We start from the raw sequence: 25808 nt of genomic DNA, 5'->3' as shown, positions 1-25808 counted from the left end.
CTTGCGTTGAGGAACCATTTGATGCGCCCTTTTTTGTTGCTCTTTGTACTGCTCCCAGTGTTGGAGTTGTTCGTATTCGTCAAGGTGGCCGGGGCAATCGGTTTTTTCCCGGCCCTGCTACTGATCATTCTCGGCTCGATGCTCGGCGTGTTCGTGCTGCGGATCGCCGGTCTGGCAACCGCATTGCGTGCCCGTGAAAGCCTGAATCGTGGGGAGCTGCCCGCCCAGACCATGCTCGAAGGCCTGATGTTGGCCCTTGCGGGCGGTCTGTTGATCCTGCCGGGCTTCGTCACCGACGTGCTGGGCCTGATCATGCTGCTGCCCGTCTCCCGTCGTCTGCTCGCCAATCAAATGCGCCAGCGCGCCGAGGAGCAAGCGATCCGCCAACGTGCGTTCGCCGATGACCTTCAGTCCCGCGGCGGTCCTGCACCTCGCGAACCGCTGGGCCGGGAGCCCAATGTGATCGAGGGCGAGTTCGAGCATCGCGATAACAAGTAACGCTCCATTTCGACACGGCACCTTCGGGTGCCGTGTTCGTTTGCGGCGCATCGAGATGAATTTTTTTCGATCCCCGCTCTTGTAATAATCTTATGCGCCCTTATGTAACGGTCACCGCAAGGTTTCTGGCGAACATGCCAGACAGACTTCCGCGGTTCGCTCGACGAACCGCACCCGGCACCGCCGGACTTTGTTAAACCCGCCGGGACTACACCGGCCGATGAAAACCACAATTAGGAGAGATCGACAATGAAGCTTCGTCCTCTGCATGACCGCGTCGTCATCCGTCGCAGCGAAGAAGAAAAGAAAACCGCTGGCGGTATCGTCCTGCCAGGCTCGGCTGCTGAAAAAGCCAACAGCGGCGAAATCCTCGCTGTAGGCACCGGCCGCGTACTGGACAACGGTGAAGTGCGTGCACTGGCCGTGAAAGTGGGCGACAAGGTTGTGTTCGGTCCGTACTCCGGCAGCAACACTGTGAAAGTCGACGGCGAAGACCTGCTGGTAATGAGCGAGAACGAGATCCTCGCTGTTATCGAAGGCTGATTCCCCGCTCATTTTCCCGCTACTACAAAGTATTTAAGGAATATCGATCATGGCTGCTAAAGAAGTTAAATTCGGCGATTCCGCCCGCAAGAAAATGCTGACCGGTGTCAACGTCCTGGCTGACGCGGTAAAAGCGACCCTGGGCCCGAAAGGCCGTAACGTGATCATCGAGAAGAGCTTCGGCGCTCCGACCATCACCAAGGATGGCGTTTCCGTAGCCAAAGAAATCGAACTGAAAGACCGTTTCGAAAACATGGGCGCGCAGCTGGTCAAAGACGTTGCCTCCCGTGCCAACGATGACGCGGGCGACGGCACCACCACCGCTACCGTTCTGGCTCAATCGATCGTCAACGAAGGCCTGAAAGCCGTCGCTGCCGGCATGAACCCGATGGACCTGAAACGCGGTATCGACAAAGCGACCATCGCGATCGTCAAAGAACTGAAAGGCCTGTCCAAGCCATGCGCTGACACCAAGGCAATCGCTCAGGTCGGCACCATCTCCGCCAACTCCGACAGCTCCATCGGCGACATCATTGCCGAAGCCATGGAAAAAGTCGGTAAAGAAGGCGTGATCACCGTTGAAGAAGGCTCGGGCCTGGAAAACGAACTGTCGGTTGTAGAAGGCATGCAGTTTGACCGTGGCTACCTGTCCCCGTACTTCGTCAACAAGCCGGAAACCATGACTGCCGAACTCGACGGTCCGCTGATCCTGCTGGTCGACAAGAAAATCTCGAACATCCGCGAAATGCTGCCAGTGCTGGAAGCCGTTGCCAAAGCCGGCCGCCCACTGCTGATCGTGGCCGAAGACGTTGAAGGCGAAGCCCTGGCGACTCTGGTTGTGAACAACATGCGTGGCATCGTTAAAGTCGCAGCCGTCAAGGCTCCAGGCTTCGGCGACCGCCGCAAGGCCATGCTGCAGGACATCGCTGTTCTGACCGGCGGTACCGTGATCTCCGAAGAGATCGGTCTGAGCCTGGAAAGCACTACCCTGGAGCACCTGGGCAACGCCAAGCGCGTCACCCTGTCCAAGGAAAACACCATCATCGTTGACGGTGCTGGCGTACAAGGCGACATCGAAGCCCGCATCACCCAGATCCGTGCCCAGGTTGCTGAAACTTCCTCGGACTACGACCGTGAAAAACTGCAAGAGCGTCTGGCCAAACTGTCCGGCGGCGTAGCAGTGATCAAGGTTGGCGCTGGCTCCGAAGTCGAAATGAAAGAGAAGAAAGCCCGCGTTGAAGACGCCCTGCACGCTACCCGTGCAGCCGTTGAAGAAGGCGTGGTACCTGGCGGCGGCGTGGCACTGGTTCGTGCCCTGCAAGCCATCAGCGAGCTGAAAGGCGACAACGATGACCAGAACGTTGGCATCCAGTTGCTGCGTCGCGCTGTAGAAGCGCCACTGCGTCAGATCGTTGCCAACTCCGGTGACGAGCCAAGCGTTGTGGTCGACAAGGTCAAGCAAGGCTCAGGTAACTTCGGTTACAACGCTGCGACCGGCGAGTACGGCGACATGATCGAAATGGGCATCCTGGACCCGGCCAAAGTGACCCGTTCGGCTCTGCAAGCGGCTTCGTCGATTGCCAGCCTGATGATCACTACCGAAGCCATGATCGCCGAGATCAAGGACGACGCACCAGCTGGCGGCGGCATGCCAGACATGGGCGGCATGGGCGGCATGGGCGGCATGATGTAAGCCAGCCTTACCCCGTACGAAAAAACCCCGCCTGCGAAAGCAGGCGGGGTTTTTTATTGGCTTCACGTTGGCGACTCGGTAGACCGCGTCGCTACCACCGCGGGCTGGCCGCGCTTGTACAGGTGCAGAGCAATCCGGTGTGGGCGCGCGGCGTGCCTGCGATGGCGTCGTTTCAGGCGCCGACAGGTTCTGTGTTTGCCTCGCGTTGCGCCTTCATCGCCGGCCGATAAAGAATGCAGTAATACGACCCCAAACTGATCAGCCAGCAGAAAATCGCCGTCCATACGTTGTGCGAGAAAAAGTGCGCACCCTGCATCATCCGGCCAAGGGAGAACACCGTGCCCAGGGTGAAGGCGAAGACAAACGCGGCACGCGCCATGCGCGGGCGACGGTCGCGCAGTACGAAGAACAGGGCAAACAGTGTGAACCCGGTCGCGGCATGACCGCCGGGCCAGCATCGACCCGGTTTATTGGTGTGCGGGCGAGGGCTCAACAATTCGCTGTAGGTTTCGTGGCCGCCGAACTGCTCAAGACTCCACGGGCATTGCACCGCCGTCACCGCTTTCATCGGGGTGACAAACGAGGTCGCCAAACCAAGGGACAGCACCAGGCAACCCAGCTCCCGTTTGAACGGCTTGAGTCTGGCCATGAAGAACGAGCCAATGAAACCGAGGATGGCGAAAACCGAAAACGCGATGACCACTTGCTTGGCGCGGTCATGCAGGATGTTTTCCAGGAAGTAACTGTGCTTGCCGATGAATTCACCGGCTGTCGGGTCATAGAACAGCCTGGCGAGATCCATGTCCAGGGACGTCAGTTCCAGCAATACAAGAGTGATCGCCGCAATGGCGGGAACGCCCAGGCACACCCAGAAATTAAGCGGGCGAGAGGCAGGGCGGACAACAGTTGATGACATGATGGATCCTGAGCAATTGAAAAAGCCCCGGGGCATCAGCCCGGGGCTTTTCGGTTAACGTTCGCCGACTTGACCGGTGCCCTCCATGGGCGCTTTCCAGTCAAGCAGCTGGTGCTTGTAGCCATAACTGGCGGTTTGGTAATAGGTGATTGCCCGGGTGATCAGCGGGTCGGTGGCAGTAGCCCTGGACTCGCGACTCTCGGTCAATGCTTCATCGTGACGCCGCAGGCCCTGACGGGGACTCAGAATGGCCAGGTCCTTGCCGTCGAACAGGCCCAAATGCTGATAATTGCCAACCACTACGCGCGGCGGCAGAGGATTGTCCTGCAGCAGATTGCGACCAAAGAACGTCGACACATAATCCAGATTCAGCAGCCCCATCAGCGTGGGGGCCAGGTCGATCTGGCTGGCCAGCTGTGCTGTCTCACGGGCTTCAATCAGCTTGGGCGCATAGATGAACAACGGAATCTGATAGTTGCTGATCGGCAAGTCCTCCTTGCCTGCGCTGCCGGCGGTATGGTCGGCGACGAAGATAAAGATTGTATTGTCGAACCAGGGCTTTTTGCGAGCCTGATCAAGGAACTCGCCAATGGCGTAGTCGGTGTATTTAACCGCGCCATCGCGCCCGTTACCGGATTTGATGTCGATCCGGTCGTCTGGATAGGTATAAGGGCGATGGTTGGACGTCGTCATCAATTGCAGCAGGAATGGCTGTTGCTTTGCGTGATCCGCGTCCGCCAGCTTGAGCGTTTGTCTGTAGAGATCTTCGTCGGCCATGCCCCAAGCGTTCTTGAAGTGGATCTCCGATTCATCGACGCTGCTCTGGTCCACGATCCGGTAGCCATTGCCACCGAAAAAGGCGTTCATGTTGTCGAAGTAACCGCGTCCGCCGTAGACAAATACGCTGTCATAGCCCACGGCTTTGAGTTGCTGACCGAGGCTGGCAAAACCGCTTTCGCGACCCACACGCTTGACGATCGAACGTCCCGGCGTTGGCGGGATCGCCAGGGTAATGGCCTCTAGGCCGCGATCGGTGCGGGTGCCGGTGGCGTAGAAATTGTTGAAGTACAGGCTCTGTTTACGCAAGGCATCGAGGTTCGGGGTCAGATTTCGCTCGTCGCCGTTGCTGCCCATGTACTTGGCACTGAAGCTTTCGATGGTGACCAATATGATGTTGGGCTTGCGCGGCGTGCCAGGATTGTCGATGACCCGACGAATGTCTTGTGGATCCTCACCGATGAAGCGGGCGCCAGGTTCGCTCAACTCGGCGCGAATCTGTTGCGCGACAACGGCAGGAGGGCGGGTGGCGTAGAACTGTTGGTAATCCAGTTCGTTATTGCGAAAGGCTGCGAAGAACTGATAAGGGCCATTGCTCGCCAGTTCGTTTTGATAGGCGTTGCCACCCTGGGCACGCGGGGCATCCTGGTTAAGCAGTTGTGCGCTCAGACCGGCGACGATCAACAGGCCCAGCGCATTGGCCAGCCGGGTGCGCAGCGGCGGCAACGGTGCGTTCAGCGCAGCATTGAAGGGCTTGCGCAATGCGAAGCTCAAGGCAACGGCCAGTACGGCGAGGATGCTCAGCAATGTGCCAATCGGATAGGACTCGAGCAGGTTGTTAAGCACCTCGTCGGAGTACACCAGGTAGTCGACGGCAATGAAGTTGAAGCGCACGCCGAACTCATCCCAGAACAGCCATTCGGCCACCGAGGTAAACAACATTGCAAACAGACTGACGGTCAACAGTCCCTGAAGAAACCAGCGATGGCCACGGCGGCGCCACAATGCTGGCGGGCAGAGCAGCAAATACAACCCCATCGGCAGCACGGCATAGGCAATGAAGCCAAGGTCGTAAAGCAGTCCGATACCGAAAACCGAAAGGAAACCACTACCGGCCTCATCCAGGTGAGTCAGCAGCAAAACCATTCGGGTCAGGAAAAAAATGGCCAGCCAAGTGCCGGCAATCAGCTGTAGAAAACGCATGGGCGCCGTCTTTAAAACATCCATTGGCATCATTCCTTATAAGCAATCAGCACCATTCTACTTCAAGAGCGGTCGCGGGCTTGTGAACGGGGGGTGAAAAGCTCGTTAATTGGCTGCTTTGGTCGCCTAAGCCGACTCTGTGCCCTGCGGCCCTAGCCCTGAGCAGCACTTGGCCTTAAGCTGCGCGGGCCAAGACGGCCGTTACTGTATACGGAGGAGATGCCGATGCGAATTTTATTGGTTGAAGACAACCGCGATATCCTCGCCAATCTGGCTGATTACCTGGGACTCAAGGGTTACACCGTGGATTGCGCGCAGGACGGTTTGTCTGGCCTGCACCTGGCGGCCACCGAACATTACGACTTGATTGTGCTCGACATCATGCTGCCCGGTATTGACGGCTATACCTTGTGCAAACGCCTTCGCGAAGACGCCCGACGCGATACGCCGGTGATCATGCTCACCGCCCGCGATCAATTGGATGACCGGCTGCAAGGCTTCAAGTCCGGTGCCGATGATTACCTGATCAAGCCCTTTGCCCTGTCAGAACTGGCCGCGCGCATCGAGGCGGTCATGCGCCGAACCCAGGGTGGCGGTCGCCGCACCTTGCAGGTCGGCGACTTGAGCTACGACCTCGATACCCTGGAAGTCACCCGCGCAGGTCGCTTGCTCAAACTCAACCCGGTGGGCCTGAAGTTGCTGGCCGTGCTGATGCAGAAAAGCCCTCATGTGCTGCGTCGGGAAATTCTCGAAGAAGCGCTGTGGGGCGATGACTGCCCAGACAGTGACAGCCTGCGCAGCCACGTTCATCAACTGCGTCAAGTGATCGACAAGCCTTTCGCCAAACCGTTACTGCAGACTGTGCACGGCGTGGGTTATCGCTTGGCCGAGGGCCGTGATGGAGTTTAAACAGAGCCTTTCCCAGCGCATCATCATTGCCTTCGCGTTGATGAGCGCATTGGTGGCGGGCGCCTTTGCCATGGGCATTATCGCCACCGTGCACCTGGTGGAAGAAAAGCTTATTTCGGCAGGTCTGGGTGGCGACCTGCAACGCCTGTTACTGATGGACAACGTCGAGGAGTGGAGCCATCGCCCTGAACCGGACCAGTTGTTCTATTTCAGTGGCGGGCATGGAGACTTCGAGCTGCCCAAGGATTTGCGGCACCTGGACGCGGGATTTCATGAAGTGTTCCGCGAGAATCTGTCATACCACGCGATGGTCGAAATAGTCGACGGACGGCGTTATGTGCTGTTGCAGGACCAGAGCGACTTCGAAGAGCGCGAGCGGGTCCTGTTTGCCGTGGTGCTGGTGGGCTTCGTGCTCAGCCTGGCGCTGGCGGTTTTTCTCGGCTGGGTGCTGGCGCGCAAGGTGATGGCCCCGGTGGTTCGGTTGGCCCGCCAGGTGCGTCATCGTGACCAGTTGCTAGGGCTGGCGCCACCTCTGGCGCCGGATTATGCAGCCGATGAAGTGGGCGAGCTGGCCGTGGCTTTCGACGCCACCCTCGGACGCTTGCGTCAGGCATTGACCCGGGAGCGGCTGTTCACCAGTGACGTCAGCCACGAACTGCGCACGCCTTTGATGGTGCTGGCCAGTTCCTGCGAATTGCTGTTGGAAAACCCGGGGATCGATCAGCGTGGCCGTGCTCAGGTCGAGCGAATCGCTCGTGCCTGTGAGGAGATGCGCGAGCTGGTTCAGACCTTCTTGATGCTGGCCCGCGCTCAACGCGAAGACGCCAGTATGGCGCCGCAGCAATCCGTTCGTCAGGTGGCCGATGGGCTACTGAATCTTTGGCGAGAGCCGATCGAGGCGAAAGGACTGAGGTTGATCTTCGAACCCGGTAGTCCGCAATCCACTGCTTATAACGCGACCCTGCTGCACGCGGTGATGGGCAACCTGCTGCGTAACGCGCTTCATTACACTGAGCATGGATTCATCCGCTTGACCCTCACGAGCAATGGGTTCCTGGTCGAAGACAGTGGAGTGGGCATCCCCGAAGAAAAGCGTGAAGCGATGTTCGAACCGTTCGTCCGTGGTACCGAAAAACGCGGGGAGGGGCTGGGCCTCGGGCTGTCGTTGGTACAACGAATTTGTGAAAACCAGGGCTGGAGCGTCAGCCTGACAACCATGGAACCCAATGGTTGTCGTTTTGAGGTGCAGCTGTATACATCCAATGTGAACTGATTAGCCTGAAGTCGGCCAATTCTTGCCCTATCGCCGCCTTGTAAAATCTTGAAAAAGTTCTGGCTTTTGCATAACTTTTTTTTCACAAAGGCGTAACCTGACACTGACTATTCGCTGCCTAAGGTGGTCGGTATCAGAAGCTCAGGAGACTTTGATAATGGCAGATGGCCCGATCAAACTGGATTTTTCCGAAAAGTACGACGACCAACACGCCCAACGGTACCTGCGCAAGCACAAGGACGGACTTGGCCGCCGGCTGTCCCACTGGCGGGATGAACAATTGGCGCGTAAAGCACTGGCGCTGGTTGGTGAGCCGGGGCTGGTCCTTGATTTACCCTGCGGCGCGGGGCGTTTCTGGCCGTTGCTGGCAGAAAAGCCCAATCGCGTGATCATCGGCGCCGATAACTCCGAGTCCATGTTGAAGATTGCGACGCAGGCGCAACCGGCCGATGTGGTGAAGCGGGTGCAAGCCCTGCATACATCTGCATTCGACATCGCTTTGCCTGATAACGCCGTCGACAGCATTTTCTGCATGCGTTTGCTCCATCACATCGGTGAATCCGAGCATCGACTGACCATCTTGCGTGAATTCGAACGCGTCACCCGTGACAGTGTGATTCTTTCGTTGTGGGTGGACGGCAATTTCAAAGCCTGGAAGCGCAAGCGCGCGGAGAAAAACCGCGGGCAGGAAGGTTACCAAAACCGATTTGTATTACCGGCAGCTACGGTAGAAAAAGAATTTGAGCAGGCGGGTTTCCGCATTCAGGAACAACTGGACTTTTTACCGCTCTATGCGATGTGGCGGGTATATGTGTTACGCAAGAGGTAATTGAATGGCAGTGCAATGTGCAGCAGAAACGGAAGTCGCTCCCCAGGACCGCTTCGACTATTTCTGGAACCAGCGTGGTGAATGGGTAGAAGAACCCAACGTCCGTCGCGGTGGTGAAAGCGGTGTGCAACGGGTCGTGGGCAGCGATGGTCAGTTGCTGTACGTCAAACGGCAGACCGGGCATATCCATCGCACCTGGTTGCACCCCTTCGGTCGGCCGACGGTGTTGCGCGAGCGTGATGCGCTCATCGGTGTTCGTGAACTCGGCGTTCGTGTTCCTGAAATCATTTTCTGCGGCGCACAGCGCGATCCTGTGCACAAATGGCGCGCGCTGCTGGTTACCAAATCACTGGACGGCTTTGAAGAAATCGAACAATGGTACGCAGGCGGTGGCCGTGAGCGTTACGGGGAGGCGGTGCATGATCGCGTGCTCAAGGATCTGGCCGAGAACCTGGCCCGTATGCACAAAGGCCGCTGGCAGCACAGCTGTATCTATATCAAGCATGTGTTCGTACGCGTGACAGGCGAGGGGGATGCAGCCAAGGTCGAGGTCGCCCTCATTGACCTGGAGAAATGCCGCCAACGCCTCAGCGCCCAGCGCGCGGCGATCCACGACATGAAGCAGTTGCGCCGCCATTCGTCGTTCAACACGACGGACTGGAGCAAACTCGTCTACTTTTACAACACGGCGTTTGGCAGCGCTATCAAAGGTTTATAGCAATGAAACTCGAAGTCGCGCGAGGTTTGTTTCTGGCAGGGGCCTTGGCGGTTGCTTCACTGGCGGTGGCTGCCTGGGAGGAGCCCCGCACGCAAGTTCTCAGTTCAGCGCACGGTGACGCGCACTGCCCATTGCCACGGGTCGCCAAGGCGTCCGTAGCAACCCAGCCCGATCATGATTTGTTGTTGTTTATGTTCGGGCTCACTCAAGGATTGAAACCGCAAAGTTGAACAGAATGAAGCCCAAATAAAAGGCCTCGCTAATGCGAGGCCTTTTTTGTGCCTGATTGCTCAACGCTCACTGACACTGAGCGATCGGTATCATTCAAGGTTGGTCGGGTTTAGCCAGCAGTGTGTATACGCAGGGCAATACAAACAATGTGAACAGCGTCCCGATCGACATCCCCGTCGCGATGACAGTACCGATATCAAAGCGGCTAACGGCACCGGCCCCCGTGGCGATGATCAAGGGCACCATGCCGAAGACCATGGCAGCGGTCGTCATCAACACCGGGCGCAGACGAATGGCTGCGGCTTCCTCTACGGCCTCGCGTGGCGTCAGGCCTTTTTCCTTGCGCAACTGGTTGGCGAACTCGACGATCAGGATCCCGTGCTTGCTGATCAGACCGATCAATGTCACCAGGCCGACCTGGGTGTAGATGTTCATGCTCGACCAGCCAAGGAACAGCGGAAGCAACGCGCCACAGATCGACAGCGGCACGGTGACCAGAATCACCAGCGGGTCGCGGAAGCTTTCGAACTGGGCGGCCAGCACCAGGAAAATGATGGCCAGTGCCAAGGCAAAGGTGACCCACAGCGCACTGCCTTCCTGCACGTATTGCCGCGATGCGCCGGCATAGTCGACGGCAAATCCCGCCGGGGCTTCTTCCCTTGCGATCTGGCGCACGGCATCGATGGCTTCACCCATGCTGACCAGCGGCACCCCGGAAAGAATGGCCGAATTGAGTTGCTGGAACTGGTTCAATTGCCGAGGCCGCGCCCGGTCAGACACAGAGATCAGGGTCGACAGGGCCAGCAGCTCGCCCTGACTGTTCTTGACGTAGTAATGGTTCAGCCAGTCAGGGTTATCACGGAAGGGGCGTTCGACCTGGGCAATGACTTTGTAACTGCGACCCTCGATGGTGAACCGGTTGATTTCCGCCTCACCCAGCAAGGTGGCCAGTGTGCCGCCGAGGTCCTGCATCGATACGCCCATCTGGGCCGCCTTGGCACGGTCGATATCCACGACGACCTCCGGCTTGTCGAAGGCCAGGTCGACATCGACGAACGCGAACTTGCCGGACTCCATCGCGCGCTTTTTCACCCGGTCCATCACTTGTAGCAGCAACTCGTAATCGCTGGCGGTGTTGATGACGAACTGGAAGGGCAGGCCCTCGCCAGTGCCTGGGAGGGACGGCAGGTTGAATCCGAAAACCTGCAGTCCGGCAATGCCCGCCAGTTTCGCCTGAACCTCGGGCAAAATTTGCATCTGGGTCCGGCTACGCTCGTTCCAAGGTTTGAGCAGGAAGCCACCGACCCCCGATTGCACACCGTTGAAACCGTTGATCTGGAACGAAGAGTAGTACTCGGGAAACGCCTTGAAGATCGTGATGAACTCGTCGGTATAGGCGCTCAGGTAATCAAGGTTGGTCGGTTGCGGGGCGTTGGCCAGCATGAAAATGATGCCCTGGTCTTCATCCGGAGCCAGTTCCGACTTGGTGAACTTGAGCAGCACCGGAATCAGGCACAGCACGATCACAGCGAACACCAGCACTACGGGGCGGGTGTTGAGCGTGCCATGCAGCATTTTCTGATAGCGGCGCTTCAGCCTTTCGAAAATCAGATCCAGACGATGGGCCAGGCCGCTGGGGTTTTCGTCGTGGCGCAGCAGGAGGGCGCACATCATCGGTGACAGCGTCAGGGCGACGATGCCGGAAATGACCACCGCGCCGGCCAGGGTCAGGGCGAATTCCTTGAACAATGCTCCGGTGAGACCGGTCAGGAAGCCGATCGGCGCATACACCGCCGCCAGGGTAATGGTCATCGAGACCACCGGCATGGCGATCTCCCGGGCGCCCTCGATGGCCGCGTCGAGCGGCGTCTTGCCTTCCTCGATATGACGGTGAATGTTTTCCACCACAACGATGGCGTCGTCCACCACCAGGCCGATGGCCAATACCATGGCCAGCAAGGTCAGCAAGTTGATCGAGTGCCCCATCATCTGCATGAAGAACATGACGCCGATCATCGACAGCGGGATGGTGACGACCGGGATCACCACGGTGCGCAGCGCGCCGAGGAACAGGAACACGACCACGATCACGATGAGCACGGCTTCGAACAGGGTTTTGATCACCTCATTGATTGAGGCCTGAATGAACAGTGTGGCGTCGTAGGCAATTTCACCCTTGAGGTTGGGGGGCAGTTGGGCTTCCAGGTCCGGCATGATCTTGCGCACTTCCTTGATCACGTCGAGCGGGTTGGCGCCGGGTGTCGCCTTGATGCCGATGTACACCGAGGGCGTACCACCGAAAGAGCTGATGCTGTCGTAGTTTTCCGCGCCCATCTCGACCCGCGCCACATCCCGCAACAGCACACGGCTGTCGCCTTCGACCTTGAGCGGGATCGCGGCGAATGCCTCGGCGGATTTGAGTTCGGTGTTGGCGTTGATGCTGGTGACCACGTACTCGCCTTTCACTTCACCGGCGGCGGAGAGAAAGTTGTACTTGCGCACCGCATCGGTCACGTCGCTGGCGCTCAGACCGTAACCGGCGAGCTTTACCGGGTCCAGCCACAGGCGCATGGCGAATACTTGGTTGCCGAGTATCTCTGCTTCGGCCATGCCCGGCAGGGTCGCCAGTTTCGGCTGGATGACCCGCGACAGATAGTCGGTAATCTGCGGGTTGCTCAGCTCCTTGCTATAGAAACTGATGTACATCAAGGCCGAGGCGTCAGCCGCCTCCTTGCTCAGGACCGGGTCTTCGGCATCCTGGGGCAAGCGGTTCTTGACCTCATTGGCCTTGGCCAGCAGTTCGGTGAACAGGCGATCGCTGTTCGAGCCGATGCGCGCGTAGATCGAGACCACCGAGAAGTTCTGGCGACTGACCGACGTCATGTAGTCGATGCCCTCGGCGCTGGCCAGGCTCTGTTGCATCGGTTGGGTGATGTAGCCCTGGATGGTCTCGGCGTTAGCCCCTGGATAGGCCGTGGTGACGGTAATCAGGGCATTTTCCATTTGCGGGTACTGGCGCAGCGGCAGCTTGCTCCAGGCCTGAAAGCCCAGCAGGACGATCAGCAGGCTGACCACGGTGGCGAGCACCGGGCGACGGATGAACGGGTCGGTAAAAGCCATGGGGGTTCCTTGATCAGTCAGCGCGCGGCTGACTGTTCTTCTCGGCTAGGGTCTTGTCGTCGCTGATAGCGATGTGCGCACCGTTGTCCAGTTTGATCTGGCCGGCCGTTACCACTTTTTCGCCGTTCTGCACGCCTTTGGTAATCATCACCAGCCCGTCACGGCGCTCGCCGGTTTCGATGAAACGCCGTTCGGCGATCAGGATCGGCTGGCCCTTGTCGTCTTTTTCCAGGCTGCCGTCTTCGGACTTTTTCTCTGCCACGACATAAAGCGAATTGCCATAGAGCGTGTAGGTAATCGCACTTTCCGGTACGACGATGCGCGACTGCGGGTCAGGCAGCATCACCTGCAGACTGGCGAACATCCCGGGCAGCAACTTGCCGTCCGGGTTGGCCAGGGTCGCGCGGACTTGCATGTTGCGCGTGCTGTTCTCCAGTTTCGGGTTGATCGCACTGATCGTGCCGGGGAAGGTCTGGGCCGGGTAGGCCGCGACAATGACTTCAACCGGCTGGCCGATGGCGATTTTCGGTACGGACTGCTCGGGCACGAAAAAATCGACATACAGGCTGCTGAGGTCCTGCAAGGTGGCGATCATGGTGCCGCTGGCCACGTAGTCGCCGACGTCGACCTGACGAATGCCGATGGTTCCGCTGAACGGTGCCACGATGCTTTTCTTGCCGAGCGCAGCCTTGAGCTGATTGACCGACGCCTTGCTCTTTTTCAGGACTGCCGAGAGTCGATCGAACTCGCCTTTGGAAATGGCCTGACTGCCCACCAGTTGGCTGCCGCGACCATAATCGAGTTGGGCCAGCCCGAGGTCGGCCTGGGCGGTTTCGAGCAGGGCGCTTTCCACCGCGCTGTCGAGTCGCAGCAGGGGTTGGCCGGCCTTGACCTTCTGCCCTGACTCGAACTGCAGATCGACGACGGTGCCGTCGGTCTCCAGGCTCAGGTCCACGCCCTGTAAAGCCTTGAGTGTACCGACGGTCGGCAGCCGGGCCTGCCATGGCTGTTCGGTGGCCGTGGCCACGGCGACACTGATCGGCGGTTTTGGCGCAGCAAAGCCTTGGATCATCGTGTAGATGGAGAAGGCTTTGTAACCGGCCAGGGCCAGCACGACCAACAGAACAATACCCAACATGATCAGCATGCGGCGACGCAGCATATTTCCAGTTCCTTGGAGAAAATCAGGTGAGACAGTGGGGCACATTACCGCGAGTGGGAGCGTGAATCCAACTGCCACTTTTTCCTGGCGGGCGCAAAACCTGAGGGAGTCGAGCTTGCTCGCGATAGTGGTGTATCAGTCACTGCCATATGGAATGCGCAGCCACCATCGCGAGCACGCTCGGCTCCTAAAAAGGCAACGGCGTGTTCAAATCAGATGCAGATGGTTGTCCCAGAGCCCGGCAGGCAGATCCAGCGGTTTTGCAATCAGATCTGTCTGGCGGCAATCGTAGTACCGGCATCGACCCTGGCCCGAGGTCACCACAAAACCATCGGCCACCGCACCGACCCCTGCGCAATCGGGCAGAGGTGCGTCCAGGCGCACTTCGCCGCTGTCCAGGTCCCAGATGAAAAAGCGGTTGCCCCTTGGCGCGGTCAAGGCGACGAGTCGCAAACCGCTGTGCACCGCGACGCTGGCGGTGTAATGCCCCATGGCCTGCAGTTGATGCTCGGGCACCGGGAACGCCACGAACGGCTGGCCCGGACGCTTGATTGCCAGCAGCTCCGAGGACTCGTGGGCAGGCCCCATGAATTGCTGGCCGGCAACGATGGTGCCGTCGCTGGCAATCCCCAGGTGACGCACACTGTTCATTGGCTGGGCCAGGGTTTCCTTGCTCAGCAGGGTGCCGTCGCGTTGCATCAGGACCAGGCTGGGTTCCATGGCATCGAGGTTCATGTCGACGCGGCTTTCGGCCTCGGTACGAATCCCGCCATTGGCCACCACCAGGGTTTCACCGTCGGGCATCCACGACACCTGATGCGGGCCCAGGCCATGGGTGGAGATCTCGCCGGCATGTACCAGCCGCTCGCCTTCGAACCGATACACACCGAGCAAACCGCGACCGGGATCGGTCGTGTCGTTTTCGGTGGCGTATAGCCAGTCGCCACTCTTGTGAATCACGGCGTGACCGTAGAAGTGCCGGTTCGGCTGCGATGCCACCGTTTGCAGCAGCGTGCCATTACGCAAGTCGATCAGGTAGCTCTCGGTGCCCGGACGCCGGGCGACGAACAGCGCCATCGGCAGCGTCGGGTGATTGATGATGTCGTGGCAGCGCTGGCCAACCTGGGTGGCAAACACCCGGGTGCCATCGAGCCGATAACCGACGGCGTAGTGCTTGCCATCGGTATCGTCCCGTGCGGACAGCAGCAGCGGGCTTTTGTCCTTTTGCCTGAACAGCGTCCAGCCGCCCAGTGTCACTGCTCCCAGCAGCAAACTACCCAAAGTCAGAGCCTGACGTCGCAGCATGGCACTCGCCCTCATCAGTCACCGTCGTTGGCGTTGAAGCCGAGTTGGATGCCCAGCGCCTTGGCCAACTCGCCTTCGTGCAGGCGGTGGACGGTGTTGAGGCTGTCGTAGAGATCGTTGAGTTGCTGGCGACCGGCATCGTCAGCGAGCATTTCGGTCAGCGAACGCTGGGTGCTGGCGAACAGTTTCAGCGACGCGGCGTAGGCAGCGTCGATCTTGTCGGCCAACGGCTTTTGCTCGCTCGGCAGCAGGCTACGCAGACCTTTGTTATCGACACCTTCCCAAACGGTTTTGGCGGCGGCAAGGCTGGCTTCGAGGCCGGTCAGGGAAGACTGGCTACGCCAGGCATCAGCCTGGAACGGTTGCGGAACGCCTTTGCTCTGGCGGCCCATCGGCGTGCCGAGCTTTTTCTTCAAAGTGTCGATGGCGGTGACTTGTACACGCAACAGGTCGGCGATGGCTTCGTGGGAGTCGGCATAACGCTGGTTCGGGAACTTGCTCATCTGCGCGAGCATGCCGTCGGTGTTGTTCCAGCTCTTCAGAATTTCTTCGGCCAGTTGCTTCTGACGCTCGCCAATCGCGATCAGCAGCGGGCAGTACTTGGCTTTCTGTGCCGGGTCGGCCACGTCCGGTTTGCTGTCGAACAGAATGTATTCGTAGGCCGACAAACCTTGCACCACGACGCTGGACTTGGCCAGGGCGGCGGCGTCGATCTGTGGCTGTGCAGTGACCAGTTGCTCGACCTGACGGCCGACCAGGTTTTTCTTGTCCGGCCAGAATTGCACCTGCCACGAACGGTTACCCTCGGCCAGCGGGCCGATCAGCAGCGGTTGCAGTTCCGCCCAGGCTTTTTGTGCGTGCAGGAAGTCGGCGCGGGCGGTGTCCAGTGACTCCTTGCCTTCGCAGTAGGCGAGGGCGCTGACGGCCAGTTGGCGGTCCGCTTCGACCCAGCGGGTATAGGTCGGCAGGATCACCGATTTGGCGATGGCCGCCGAGGTGACGGCTTGCGGGTCCTGTGGCGAACAAGCGCCGAGGGCTAGCGCGGCAAGGCTGGTGAACAACAATTTGGGACGGAACATGTCGGGCTCCCGCTGGAAGAATGCGTATTAAAGAGAATTCAGAAACGCCAGCAACGCCGCGCGCTGCTCGGCATTGAACGTCAAAACCTGTTGCTGCGCCGCCTTGGCTTCGCCGCCATGCCAGAGCACGGCTTCAAGCAGATTGCGGGCACGGCCGTCGTGCAGGAACTGGGTGTGGCCACTGACCGCTTGCGTCAGGCCGATGCCCCATAACGGCGGCGTGCGCCAGTCGCGGCCACCGGCCTGGAATTCACTGCGGTTGTCGGCCAGGCCGTCGCCCATGTCATGCAGCAAAAGATCGCTGTAGGGGCGAATCACCTGATTGGCCAGCTCAGGTTCTGCGGCGTTTGCGGCGGTGGTGTATTTCGGTGTGTGGCACGACTGGCAACCGGCCTGGAAAAACAGGTTCTTGCCCGCCAGCACTTCTGGCGCGCTGACATCGCGGCGGGCCGGTACGGCAAGGTTGCGGGTGTAGAACAGCACCAGGCGCAGGATGTTGTCGCTGACTTCCGGCTCGCCATCGGGGCCATTGCCACTGGGCGCCTGTTTGCAGGCCGTTTGCGTGTCGGTGCAGTCATCAAAGGGCCTAAGGCTGGTCGTGAGGCCCATGTCCCCGGAAAACGCGTGAACGTTCTGCTGGTTGAGATTCGGCTGCCCGGCCTTCCAGCCGAACCGCCCGAGGACGGTTTTCTGTTGCGCGTCATCCCATACCCGGTTCGGGCGTCCGGCGATGCCCTTGTTGTCCCTGGCCTGAGCGGCGGCGTTGGCCAGGATGGCGTCTTCGGGAATCGCTTCCAGCAAGCCCAGGCCAATCATCGGCGGCGCGACGCGGGCCGAGAATCGGGTGTCAGGGTGCATTGGGCCGTAACCCAGTTGAGTGATGCTCAGGCTCGGTTTTCGCAACTCGATTTCGGCACCGTCCTTGAAGCGAACCGGCACTGGCGTGTAATCGACACGCACCTTGCCTTCCGGGGTAACGCCGGGAACGGCCATGTCCTGAAACTGCCCGCCATAGACCGGTTCCGGCACGACACCCTGCTGTTCGATGATTTTGGCGTAGGCCGGGGCATCGGGAATCGACAGGCGTACCAGCATCGACACTGCGTTCGGCGCATCGGGCCCCGGAGGGTGGCCGCGGCCGTCCTTGATGTGGCAACCCTGGCAGGCGTTGGTGTTGAACAACGGGCCAAGGCCATCGCGGGCGGTGGTGGTGGACGGGGCGATCACCCAGGGGCTGCGGAAGAAACTGTTGCCGACACTGAAGTCCACGCGCCGCGAGGGTGGCAGGTTGGCGGAGGGCAGGGAGAAGGCGTTCTGATCGGTCTTGCGTACGGTTGCGCTGCCACCCGAGCGGGCTTCACCGGGTTCGGCCTTGGTAAAACGCGGGGTGTCATCGCAGGCACTCAGGCCCAGGGCCAGAAACAGTGCGAACAAGCGAAGAGGCAGCGGGGGCATCAGACATCCTGCGAGACGAGCAAAACAAGGGCGCAAAGTCTAACAGGGGATGGGAATTTGAATAAGAGGAATTATCGTTTACTTGATGTGGGGCAGGATTCGAGTTGAGACCGCGTCACCGCCATCATGGGCAAGTCATCAGCATCACTGAAAAATCAGGCAAAAAAAGGCGACCCGAAGGTCGCCTTCTTATCAGGCAGCGTTGATCAGAACTCGTGATCAGCGTTGTCCGGGTTCAGGTCGTTGATACCCAGTTTGCCGGCGGCGGTTTCGATCGAACCGGTCTGTTTGACCAGGGATGCAATGGCGTCACGGACGATCTGGTTGCCTGCAGTGTTGCCGGCAGCGATCAACTGGTCGTAGTGCTCGCCCTTGTTGGCGTGATCGACCATGATCTGGATCTTGGCTTCGGTCGCGGCCAGGTCGGCTTTCAGCGCGGCGTCGGCGATCGGGTCGGCCTTGGCCACCAGGGACGACAGGCTGGCACCGGTCATTTTGCTGCCGTCGGCGCGGGTGTACTCGCCCAGGTACACGTTACGAATGCCTTTGGCATCGTAGAAGTGCGAGTTGTGGGTGTTGTCGCTGAAGCAGTCCTGCTCGTCTTCAGGGGAGTTGGCTTCCAGGGAAACCTTCATGCGCTCGCCCGCCAGTTCGCCCAGGGACAGGCTGCCCATGCCGAACAGCATTTTGCGCAGGCCGGTTTCAGCCGGTTCCGCTTCCAGGGTGGCGCGGTAGTTGTCGGCCACGTTCGGCTTCCAGTTACCGACCATTTCTTCCAGGTCGCTGACCAGCAGTTGGGTCACGGCTTTCAGGTAAGCGCGACGACGATCGTTGTGGCCGCCAGTGGCGCCGGCACCTTCCAGGTAGTCCGAGGCAGGACGATTGCCGGCGCCAGGGCCGGTGCCGTTCAGATCCTGGCCCCAGAGCAGGAATTCGATAGCGTGGTAGCCCGTGGCGACGTTTGCCTCGGAACCGCCCAGCTCGTTCAGGCTGGCGAGTTTTTCCGGGGTGATGTCTTTCACGTCGACCTTGTCTTCACCGATCTGAACTTCAGTGTTGGCGATGATGTTGGCGGTGGCGCCAGGGTTACCCAGTGCGTGCTCGTAGGATTTGTCGACGTAGTCGATCAGGCCTTCGTCCAGTGGCCAGGCGTTCACCTGACCTTCCCAGTCGTCGATGATGGTATTGCCGAAGCGGAACACTTCGCTCTGCAGATAAGGAACGCGGGCAGCGACCCAGGCGGCCTTGGCCGCTTTCAGGGTGTCGGCGTTCGGCTTGGCGAGGAAGGCGTCGATGGCGGTTTGCAGGGTTTTCGCGGTGGATTCGGCATCGCTGTAAACAGCGAAAACCATGTCGGCGTAGTGCGCGACAACGGCTTTGGCGGCGGCTTCATCGACTTTGCCGGCAGCAGTCGGGGCAGCGGCAGTGCTGGCGGCCGGCGCAGGGGCGGCCGTCTTTTCCTTGTCTTTGCCCTCACCGCAACCGGCGAGGGAAATTGCGATGGCCAACAGACTGGCGGTAGCCAGAGGCATACGAATCATGGCGAACATCCTGCTTCGAAAGGGAGGTGGTATGGCGCGGCGGGCGCGCAAAACTGCGACATAATGCAAATCTTTCGCATTATGTGTAAAGACTGTTCTTGAAAATATTTCTTATTCGCACAAGGGCGCAATCCACCCTGCAGGAGCGAGGCACGACGGATACCCGATTACAAAATAGCGGCGTTGCTGCGCTGGGCTTGCTTCAAGTAAGCCCCCAACTCGCGCGCCGGCAGTGGCTTGCTGTAGAAGTAGCCCTGACCTTCGTGGCAGCCTTCGGAGATGATGTACGTTTCCTGTTCGGCAGTTTCCACGCCTTCGGCGATCACCTGCATGCCCAGGCTCTTGCCCAATTGGATGATGGCGCGAACGATGGTTGCATCGTCGTCGTCATCGAGCAGGTCCTGAACGAAGCTCTTGTCGATCTTGATCTTGTCCAGAGGCAGGCTTTTCAGGTAGCTCAGCGATGAATAACCGGTTCCGAAGTCATCGATGGCAATCAGCGCGCCGGAACGACGCAGGCTGAGCAGGTGCTGGGCGGCGGTGCTGATGTCTTCCATCAGGCCGGTTTCGGTGACTTCCAGTTCCAGACTGCGCGGTGGCAGGCGGTACATCTGCAGCAGGTTGTTGACCACCCGCGGCAGCTCGGCGTGGTGCAATTGCACCGTGGACAGGTTCACCGCCATGCGCAAGTCGCTGAAGCCCTGGTCATGCCAGTCGCGCAGTTGCTTGCAGGCCTGATCCAGCACCCACTCGCCGATGGCGATGATGGTGCCGTTCTGCTCGGCCAGTGGGATGAACAAGTCTGGCGGAACCAGTCCGTGCTCGGGATGTTGCCAGCGGATCAACGCCTCGACGCCCACCACGCGATGATCGCGGTAGCTGATTTGCGGTTGATAGACGAGGTAGAACTGGTTGCGGACCAAGGCGTCGCGCAAGTCTTTCTCCAGTTCGCGACGGCGACGCATTTCGGTGTCGACGCTGGCGATATAGAACTGATAGCGGTTACGCGATCGAGTCTTGGCCAGGGTCATGGTCTGCTCGGCTTTTTGCAGCAGCTTCTCGGTACTGTCTCCGTCCTCCGGGAACAGGGTGATGCCGATGGTGGCCCGCAGGCGAATTTCCTGATGATCGAGGGCAAACGTCGCTTCCAGGTCATCGAGGATGCTTTGCGCCAGTTCAGCGGCTTCGTAGGGTTGTTCGATATCGGCCTGAACCAGGGCGAACTGGTCGCCACCCAGACGAGCCAGGGCGCCGAGGCGACCGCTGTGCCCGCGCAGTCGATCAGCCAGGGCCAGCAGCAACTGGTCGCCGGTCTGGTAGCTGAACTGCTCGTTGATACCCTTGAAGTCATCAAGGCCGACGCAAAGCACGGCGACCCGGCGCTGCAATTTGCCGGCGTCGACGAGGATCTTGTCCAGCTGCGTTTGCAATTGCTGGCGATTCGGCAGGCCAGTGAGGAAATCATATTGAGCCATGCGCAGCAGGCTGTTTTCCGCTTCGTGGCGCAGATGGGTGTTGCGCTCGATGGACTCCAGCAACTGGTTGGCGGTGTTGATCCAGATACCCAGCTCGTTTTTCTCGTGGCCCTTGAGCTGAGGAATCTTGTGTTCGCTGGGACGGTCGGGATTGATTTCGGTCAGGTGCTCGATAATCCGCGACAGGGGTTTGGTCAGCAGCCAGTGATAAACCAGGTAGAGCACCAATCCCATCGCCAGGGCCCGCAACACACCCGAAATGAAAATGATCACCGAACTGACGATAAAGCCTTGCCCATAGGTGGCGGTGTCGAGGGTGATGCTCAGGTCGCCGTAATACTCGCTGTAAGGGCCGCGACCCACCAGTTGGGTGGTGAAGGTGCGTTCCTTGCCCAGGATCAGATCAGTCAGCCAACGACTTTTGGAATGCTGCAACTCACGGGATTTTTGCGCGAGCATGGCTTCATTGGGATGACCAATGGAGGCTTGTCGCACAGCGTCGTCCTGAAACAGGCCTTCGATCACCTGCATGCCCATTTCCCGGTCCAGGCTGTAGACGGCCTGGGTCGAAGGGTCGCGGAACATATCGAGGATGCGTTCGGCATCATTGGCGACGGCCTGGCGTGTTTTATAGGCATCGAAAACGATCTGTGCGCAGCTCAAGACTACGCCGACGACCAATGCCGACAGGAGCACGACCCGGAGCAACTTCACCGACAAGCTGTTCTTGAGTTCCAGCTTCAAAGGGCTATTCCTTGTTCCGTGCGGGTAGCATCAAGTTGCCATGAGTATTGGCAATCCCGTGATCGCAGTCAAAGGGACAATCATCTGTAGGGGCTTTTTCCTGCAGTTTGGCCAATAGGTTGTTGACTGGATTAATTGTCCGATTAGTACTGTGTCGGTTGTCGAGTCCTTCAACTTGAGGGGATGTGGAGATATTTTCCTACTGGTTGATGTTAGACGGCTGTAGCGTTGGGGCAAGGGCTTGAAAAATGGTTTCGTCGTGGGAACAGGGGCTGGTTCTTTTTGGATTGCGCGATTCGTCTGCAGGCGTCAGGTTTGCCCGCGAAAGCGGCCTGCCAGCTGACGATTCCTGACCGACTCAACCACTCATGCAAAAAAAAACCCGGCTGGAAAGCCGGGTCTTTTTGACGGGTATCGAGCTTACGCGGTGAAGGTTTTGCCTTCGAACTGCTCGGCTACGAACTTCCAGTTGACCAGGTTCCAGAACGCCTCGACGTACTTCGGACGCAGGTTACGGTAGTCGATGTAGTAAGCGTGCTCCCAGACGTCGCAGGTCAGCAGCGGGGTGTCGCCGTTGGTCAGCGGGTTGCCGGCGCCGATGGTGCTGGCCAGGGCCAGGGAACCGTCAGCCTTTTTCACCAGCCAGCCCCAACCGGAACCGAAGGTGCCGATGGACGTCTTGCTGAATTCTTCCTTGAACTTGTCGAACGAACCGAAAGCAGCGTTGATGGCTTCAGCCAGCGCGCCGGTAGGTTGACCGCCAGCGTTTGGCGCCAGGCAGTTCCAGTAGAAAGTGTGGTTCCAGACCTGAGCGGCGTTGTTGAAGATACCGCCCGAGGAAGACTTGACGATTTCTTCCAGGGTCTTGCCTTCGAACTCGGTGCCTGGCACCAGGTTGTTCAGGTTCACGACGTAGGTGTTGTGGTGCTTGTCGTGGTGATATTCCAGCGTTTCCTTGGAAATGTGCGGCTGCAGTGCATCGTGTGCGTAAGGCAGTGGCGGCAATTCGAAAGCCATGGTGGATCTCCTAATCAGGTCAGTTGCGGTGAGCGCAAGGCCGATCACGGGCGGCCAGACTAGCGCCGGGGGAGTTTGTACTCTTTGCGGCGCAGGCGTCGGATCATAGCACCGGGGGGACGGCATAACCACGCAACAACTGTGTGGAATAGAGGTTCCAGAGCCTTTTGGAATAAATCAGCCGGCGGTGATCAATTGCAACGCTACCGCAAACATCATCACGGCCACCAACAGGTCGAGGATGCGCCAGGTACTGGGGCGAGCCAGCCAGGGCGCCAGCCATGCCGCGCCAAGCGCCAGGGTGAAAAACCACAGCAACGAAGCACTGGCCGCCCCCACCACATAGGCGCCGGGCTCTGTCTGCTGGGCGCCGAGGGAGCCGATCAGCAACACGGTATCCAGATAGACATGCGGGTTAAGCAGGGTCACCGCCAGCGCGCTGAGCATCACCGCTCGCAGTGAGCGCACAGTCTGGTTTTCGCCCTGTTGCAGGCTTTGTTTGGAGCAGGCCCGGCGCAACGCCTGGGTGCCGTACCACAACAGAAACGCGGCACCGCCCCAACGGGCGACGGCCAGCAAGGTCGGGTTTTGCGCCAGGACCGTCGCCAGGCCGAAAACCCCGGCGGCCACCAATAATGCATCGCAGGCCACGCAGAACGCCGCCACCGGGAGGTGGTGTTCACGACGCAGGCTCTGGGCCAGCACAAACGCATTCTGGGTACCGATCGCCATGATCAGTCCGAAGGCCACCAGCAGGCCGTTCACATAGCTTTGCCACATAATGATTACTCCGCATTGGCTGCCAGATCGCGCAGCACGTGCATGGCGCGTTCGGCATCGGCCTGGCCGACAAACAAATGGTCGTGGTAATAGCCGGCGTTCACGTTGCAACTGATGCCGGCCTGCCCCAGTGCCGTGGCGAACGCGGCGGTCAGACCGACAGCTTCGAGGGCCGAGTGCACGTTCAAGGTGATCCAGGCCGCGACGTAGTCGAAACTGAAGCCCGCCTGTTCGGCGCGGGAACGTTCGAGAATCACGGTCAAACCTTCCTGCTCGCGGAAGCTGCCGATGATCTCCAGGCCCGCCGGCCATTGGCCGTCATGCAAGGTGCAGAACACGTACTCGCCGGCATTGAGTTGTGGGCTCATGCTGCGCAGCAGTGTTGCCAATGAAGTTTCGCCAGCCATGTGGGGGTTCCTTGTTCAAGCATTCTTGCTGGCCATTCTCCCGTGTCAGGCTGTATAAGAAAAACCAATCTTGCTGATCGCTCATTAGGAAAACTGATGTTCGACTATAAATTGCTGTCTGCCCTCGCCGCTGTGGTCGAACAGGCCGGGTTCGAGCGTGCCGCCCAGGTCTTGGGTTTGTCGCAGTCGGCGATTTCTCAACGCATCAAATTGCTTGAAGCGCGGGTCGGCCAACCGGTGTTGGTCCGGGGCACACCGCCTACTCCCACGGAAATTGGCCGGCGTTTGCTCAACCATGTGCAGCAGGTGCGTTTGCTTGAGCGGGATTTGCAGACGCTGGTGCCGGCGCTGGACGAAGAAGGCCTGCCCGAACGCCTGCGTATCGCCTTGAATGCTGACAGCCTGGCCACCTGGTGGGCGCAGGCCGTGGGGGATTTTTGCGCGGAACAACATCTGTTGATGGATCTGGTGGTCGAAGACCAGACCGTGGGCCTTAAACGCATGCGTGCAGGTGAAGTGGCTGCATGCCTCTGTGCCAGCGAGCGGCCGGTGGCGGGCGCCCGCAGTGTGTTGCTGGGGGCGATGCGCTACCGCGCGTTGGCCAGTCCGGCCTTCATTGCCCGGCATTTCCCCCAGGGCGTGCGCGCCGATCAGTTGGCCCGGACGCCGGCGCTGGTGTTTGGCCCGGATGATTTCCTGCAGCATCGATACCTGGCGTCTCTCGGCGTCGATGGTGGGTTCGAACACCATTTATGCCCGTCCTCTGAAGGGTTTATTCGCCTCACCGAAGCGGGCCTCGGCTGGGGACTGGTGCCCGAATTGCAGGTTCGCGAACAGCTGGAGCGCGGTGCGTTGCTGGAGCTTTTGCCAGATAAACCGATCGACGTGCCGCTGTACTGGCATCATTGGCGCAATGGCGGTCAATTGCTGGGTCTTCTTACCGATCAATTGGTGCGCGCGTCGAAGCAATGGTTGGTGCCGTTGGAGCAGCAATAAGCGTCAAGCTGCAAGCTGCAAGTGAAGTGCTTGCGCATCGTTTTTAACTTGCGGCTTGAGGCTTGAAGCTCGCAACTGCATTTTGTTGGAGCAATACATGAAGATTCTGGTCACCGGCGCAAGCGGTTTCATCGGCGGACGCTTTGCGCGTTTTGCCCTGGAACAGGGCCTGGATGTGCGGGTCAACGGTCGCCGGGCCGAAGGGGTGGAGCATCTGGTGCGGCGCGGCGCCGAGTTCATCCAGGGCGATTTGAGTGATCCTGAACTGACGCGTGACCTGTGTTCCGACGTCGAGGCCGTGGTGCATTGCGCCGGCGCCGTCGGTTTGTGGGGACGTTATCAGGACTTTCACCAAGGTAACGTCCAGGTCACCGAAAACATCGTCGAAGCCTGCCTGAAACAGCGGGTCCGGCGGCTGGTGCATTTGTCATCGCCATCGATTTATTTCGATGGTCGCGATCACCTGGGGTTGACCGAAGAACAGGTGCCCAAACGCTTCAAGCATCCTTACGCCGCGACCAAATACCTGGCCGAGCAAAAAGTCTTCGGTGCCCAGGAATTCGGCCTCGAGACCCTGGCCCTGCGTCCGCGCTTCGTTACCGGTGCTGGTGACATGAGCATTTTCCCGCGCCTGCTGAACATGCAGCGCAAGGGGCGCCTGGCAATTATCGGCAACGGCCTGAACAAGGTCGATTTCACCAGCATGCAGAACCTCAACGAAGCGTTGCTCAGCAGTTTGCTGACCAGCGGGTCCGCCCTGGGCAAGGCCTACAACATCAGCAACGGGACGCCGATTCCATTGTGGGACGTGGTTAATTACGTCATGCGCAAAATGGAAGTCCCACAAGTAACGCGCTACCGTTCCTACGGCCTGGCCTACACCGTCGCAGCGCTCAATGAGGGTGTGTGCAAGTTGTGGCCGGGGCGTCCCGAACCGACCCTGTCGCGGTTGGGCATGCAGGTCATGAACAAAAATTTCACCCTGGACATCAGCCGCGCCCGGCATTATCTGGATTACGACCCCAAGGTCAGTCTGTGGACAGCGCTGGATGAGTTCTGCGGCTGGTGGAAGGCCCAGGATATTCGCTGAGCAGCGCGGCACTGAACCGGGCCCAGGGGTGAAGGTCAATCGGTGCG

General features: G+C 59.4%; 22 protein-coding genes. 10 read left to right on the top strand and 12 right to left on the bottom strand.

The features are described 5' to 3' along the window. Positions 1-21 precede the first annotated feature (21 nt). From AC1Q6D_RS13165 to groL, 3 genes are all read left to right on the top strand, one after another. Positions 22-498, top strand: a complete 477-nt coding sequence (locus AC1Q6D_RS13165) for an FxsA family protein (protein ID WP_103403907.1) — start codon at positions 22-24, stop codon at positions 496-498. Between the two features lie 249 nt (positions 499-747). Then, a complete protein-coding gene (locus tag AC1Q6D_RS13160) occupies positions 748-1041 on the top strand; it encodes a co-chaperone GroES (protein WP_047532658.1) in 294 nt (97 codons plus the stop codon). A 49-nt stretch (positions 1042-1090) separates the two neighbouring features. Further along, complete coding sequence (gene groL / locus AC1Q6D_RS13155) at positions 1091-2734, top strand: chaperonin GroEL (protein ID WP_047532656.1); 1644 nt, start codon at positions 1091-1093, stop codon at positions 2732-2734. A 172-nt stretch (positions 2735-2906) separates the two neighbouring features. Here the strand turns inward: groL and AC1Q6D_RS13150 are convergent, their stop codons facing one another. Continuing rightward, a complete protein-coding gene (locus tag AC1Q6D_RS13150; protein WP_103403908.1) occupies positions 2907-3650 on the bottom strand; it encodes a phosphatase PAP2 family protein in 744 nt (247 codons plus the stop codon). A 54-nt stretch (positions 3651-3704) separates the two neighbouring features. Then, positions 3705-5654 carry an LTA synthase family protein gene (locus AC1Q6D_RS13145; RefSeq protein WP_103403909.1) on the bottom strand — a complete coding sequence of 650 codons (1950 nt, stop codon included), beginning with the start codon at positions 5652-5654 and terminating at the stop codon, positions 3705-3707. Between the two features lie 201 nt (positions 5655-5855). On the opposite strand from AC1Q6D_RS13145, the gene colR reads away from it, so the two are divergent. From colR to AC1Q6D_RS13120, 5 genes are all read left to right on the top strand, one after another. Next, on the top strand, positions 5856-6539 hold the full coding sequence (colR, locus tag AC1Q6D_RS13140; RefSeq protein WP_047532651.1) for a two-component system response regulator ColR: 684 nt from the start codon (positions 5856-5858) through the stop codon (positions 6537-6539). Next, a complete protein-coding gene (locus AC1Q6D_RS13135) occupies positions 6529-7812 on the top strand; it encodes a sensor histidine kinase (protein ID WP_103403910.1) in 1284 nt (427 codons plus the stop codon). Before colR ends, AC1Q6D_RS13135 begins: the two co-directional genes overlap by 11 nt. A 157-nt stretch (positions 7813-7969) precedes the next feature. Then, a complete protein-coding gene (locus AC1Q6D_RS13130) occupies positions 7970-8641 on the top strand; it encodes a class I SAM-dependent methyltransferase (protein WP_103403911.1) in 672 nt (223 codons plus the stop codon). Positions 8642-8645: 4 nt separating this feature from the next. Next, positions 8646-9359, top strand: coding sequence for a lipopolysaccharide kinase InaA family protein (locus tag AC1Q6D_RS13125; RefSeq protein WP_103403912.1), 714 nt, complete (start codon positions 8646-8648; stop codon positions 9357-9359). Positions 9360-9361: 2 nt separating this feature from the next. Continuing rightward, on the top strand, positions 9362-9589 hold the full coding sequence (locus AC1Q6D_RS13120; protein ID WP_047532645.1) for a hypothetical protein: 228 nt from the start codon (positions 9362-9364) through the stop codon (positions 9587-9589). A 94-nt stretch (positions 9590-9683) separates the two neighbouring features. Here the strand turns inward: AC1Q6D_RS13120 and AC1Q6D_RS13115 are convergent, their stop codons facing one another. From AC1Q6D_RS13115 to AC1Q6D_RS13070, 10 genes are all read right to left on the bottom strand, one after another. Beyond that, the gene (locus tag AC1Q6D_RS13115; RefSeq protein ID WP_103403913.1) at positions 9684-12710 is read right to left on the bottom strand and encodes a multidrug efflux RND transporter permease subunit; all 3027 of its coding nucleotides are present in this window, start codon (positions 12708-12710) and stop codon (positions 9684-9686) included. Between the two features lie 13 nt (positions 12711-12723). Next, positions 12724-13872, bottom strand: coding sequence for an efflux RND transporter periplasmic adaptor subunit (locus AC1Q6D_RS13110; protein WP_103403914.1), 1149 nt, complete (start codon positions 13870-13872; stop codon positions 12724-12726). 207 nt (positions 13873-14079) lie between these two features. After that, entirely contained in the window at positions 14080-15177 is a 1098-nt protein-coding gene (locus tag AC1Q6D_RS13105) for a DUF1513 domain-containing protein (protein ID WP_103403915.1), read from the bottom strand. 14 nt (positions 15178-15191) lie between these two features. Continuing rightward, complete coding sequence (locus tag AC1Q6D_RS13100; protein ID WP_103403916.1) at positions 15192-16256, bottom strand: imelysin family protein; 1065 nt, start codon at positions 16254-16256, stop codon at positions 15192-15194. Positions 16257-16283: 27 nt separating this feature from the next. Further along, entirely contained in the window at positions 16284-17711 is a 1428-nt protein-coding gene (locus AC1Q6D_RS13095; protein WP_103403917.1) for a di-heme oxidoreductase family protein, read from the bottom strand. A gap of 206 nt (positions 17712-17917) precedes the next feature. After that, the gene (locus AC1Q6D_RS13090; RefSeq protein ID WP_103403918.1) at positions 17918-19252 is read right to left on the bottom strand and encodes an imelysin family protein; all 1335 of its coding nucleotides are present in this window, start codon (positions 19250-19252) and stop codon (positions 17918-17920) included. Positions 19253-19419: 167 nt separating this feature from the next. Continuing rightward, positions 19420-21471: a putative bifunctional diguanylate cyclase/phosphodiesterase gene (locus AC1Q6D_RS13085; RefSeq protein WP_103403919.1), complete on the bottom strand. Its 2052-nt coding sequence runs from the start codon at positions 21469-21471 to the stop codon at positions 19420-19422. A gap of 420 nt (positions 21472-21891) precedes the next feature. Continuing rightward, positions 21892-22488, bottom strand: a complete 597-nt coding sequence (locus AC1Q6D_RS13080; protein WP_008156084.1) for a superoxide dismutase — start codon at positions 22486-22488, stop codon at positions 21892-21894. Positions 22489-22665: 177 nt separating this feature from the next. Further along, positions 22666-23268 (bottom strand): LysE/ArgO family amino acid transporter, encoded by a 603-nt coding sequence (locus AC1Q6D_RS13075; RefSeq protein WP_103403920.1) that lies wholly within the window; start codon positions 23266-23268, stop codon positions 22666-22668. 5 nt (positions 23269-23273) lie between these two features. Then, entirely contained in the window at positions 23274-23675 is a 402-nt protein-coding gene (locus AC1Q6D_RS13070) for an ACT domain-containing protein (RefSeq protein ID WP_103403921.1), read from the bottom strand. A 96-nt stretch (positions 23676-23771) separates the two neighbouring features. On the opposite strand from AC1Q6D_RS13070, the gene AC1Q6D_RS13065 reads away from it, so the two are divergent. Together AC1Q6D_RS13065 and AC1Q6D_RS13060 are read left to right on the top strand one after the other, a co-directional pair. After that, positions 23772-24671, top strand: a complete 900-nt coding sequence (locus AC1Q6D_RS13065; RefSeq protein ID WP_090464737.1) for a LysR family transcriptional regulator ArgP — start codon at positions 23772-23774, stop codon at positions 24669-24671. Between the two features lie 97 nt (positions 24672-24768). After that, positions 24769-25761: an NAD-dependent epimerase/dehydratase family protein gene (locus AC1Q6D_RS13060; RefSeq protein WP_103403922.1), complete on the top strand. Its 993-nt coding sequence runs from the start codon at positions 24769-24771 to the stop codon at positions 25759-25761. Positions 25762-25808 lie beyond the last annotated feature (47 nt).

Source organism: Pseudomonas sp. MT92, from assembly GCF_058792515.1.
Note: the sequence above shows the minus strand (reverse complement) of the source record. Positions and strands in the feature narration are given on the sequence as shown.

What these genes read in the sequence shown, in the direction of transcription:
- AC1Q6D_RS13165 (WP_103403907.1), top strand. Translation starts at nt 22, where the DNA reads ATGCGCCCTTTTTTGTTGCTCTTTGTACTGCTCCCAGTGTTGGAGTTG.
- AC1Q6D_RS13160 (WP_047532658.1), top strand. Translation starts at nt 748, where the DNA reads ATGAAGCTTCGTCCTCTGCATGACCGCGTCGTCATCCGTCGCAGCGAA.
- groL (WP_047532656.1), top strand. Translation starts at nt 1,091, where the DNA reads ATGGCTGCTAAAGAAGTTAAATTCGGCGATTCCGCCCGCAAGAAAATG.
- AC1Q6D_RS13150 (WP_103403908.1), bottom strand. Translation starts at nt 3,650, where the DNA reads ATGTCATCAACTGTTGTCCGCCCTGCCTCTCGCCCGCTTAATTTCTGG.
- AC1Q6D_RS13145 (WP_103403909.1), bottom strand. Translation starts at nt 5,654, where the DNA reads ATGGATGTTTTAAAGACGGCGCCCATGCGTTTTCTACAGCTGATTGCC.
- colR (WP_047532651.1), top strand. Translation starts at nt 5,856, where the DNA reads ATGCGAATTTTATTGGTTGAAGACAACCGCGATATCCTCGCCAATCTG.
- AC1Q6D_RS13135 (WP_103403910.1), top strand. Translation starts at nt 6,529, where the DNA reads ATGGAGTTTAAACAGAGCCTTTCCCAGCGCATCATCATTGCCTTCGCG.
- AC1Q6D_RS13130 (WP_103403911.1), top strand. Translation starts at nt 7,970, where the DNA reads ATGGCAGATGGCCCGATCAAACTGGATTTTTCCGAAAAGTACGACGAC.
- AC1Q6D_RS13125 (WP_103403912.1), top strand. Translation starts at nt 8,646, where the DNA reads ATGGCAGTGCAATGTGCAGCAGAAACGGAAGTCGCTCCCCAGGACCGC.
- AC1Q6D_RS13120 (WP_047532645.1), top strand. Translation starts at nt 9,362, where the DNA reads ATGAAACTCGAAGTCGCGCGAGGTTTGTTTCTGGCAGGGGCCTTGGCG.
- AC1Q6D_RS13115 (WP_103403913.1), bottom strand. Translation starts at nt 12,710, where the DNA reads ATGGCTTTTACCGACCCGTTCATCCGTCGCCCGGTGCTCGCCACCGTG.
- AC1Q6D_RS13110 (WP_103403914.1), bottom strand. Translation starts at nt 13,872, where the DNA reads ATGCTGCGTCGCCGCATGCTGATCATGTTGGGTATTGTTCTGTTGGTC.
- AC1Q6D_RS13105 (WP_103403915.1), bottom strand. Translation starts at nt 15,177, where the DNA reads ATGCTGCGACGTCAGGCTCTGACTTTGGGTAGTTTGCTGCTGGGAGCA.
- AC1Q6D_RS13100 (WP_103403916.1), bottom strand. Translation starts at nt 16,256, where the DNA reads ATGTTCCGTCCCAAATTGTTGTTCACCAGCCTTGCCGCGCTAGCCCTC.
- AC1Q6D_RS13095 (WP_103403917.1), bottom strand. Translation starts at nt 17,711, where the DNA reads ATGCCCCCGCTGCCTCTTCGCTTGTTCGCACTGTTTCTGGCCCTGGGC.
- AC1Q6D_RS13090 (WP_103403918.1), bottom strand. Translation starts at nt 19,252, where the DNA reads ATGATTCGTATGCCTCTGGCTACCGCCAGTCTGTTGGCCATCGCAATT.
- AC1Q6D_RS13080 (WP_008156084.1), bottom strand. Translation starts at nt 22,488, where the DNA reads ATGGCTTTCGAATTGCCGCCACTGCCTTACGCACACGATGCACTGCAG.
- AC1Q6D_RS13075 (WP_103403920.1), bottom strand. Translation starts at nt 23,268, where the DNA reads ATGTGGCAAAGCTATGTGAACGGCCTGCTGGTGGCCTTCGGACTGATC.
- AC1Q6D_RS13070 (WP_103403921.1), bottom strand. Translation starts at nt 23,675, where the DNA reads ATGGCTGGCGAAACTTCATTGGCAACACTGCTGCGCAGCATGAGCCCA.
- AC1Q6D_RS13065 (WP_090464737.1), top strand. Translation starts at nt 23,772, where the DNA reads ATGTTCGACTATAAATTGCTGTCTGCCCTCGCCGCTGTGGTCGAACAG.
- AC1Q6D_RS13060 (WP_103403922.1), top strand. Translation starts at nt 24,769, where the DNA reads ATGAAGATTCTGGTCACCGGCGCAAGCGGTTTCATCGGCGGACGCTTT.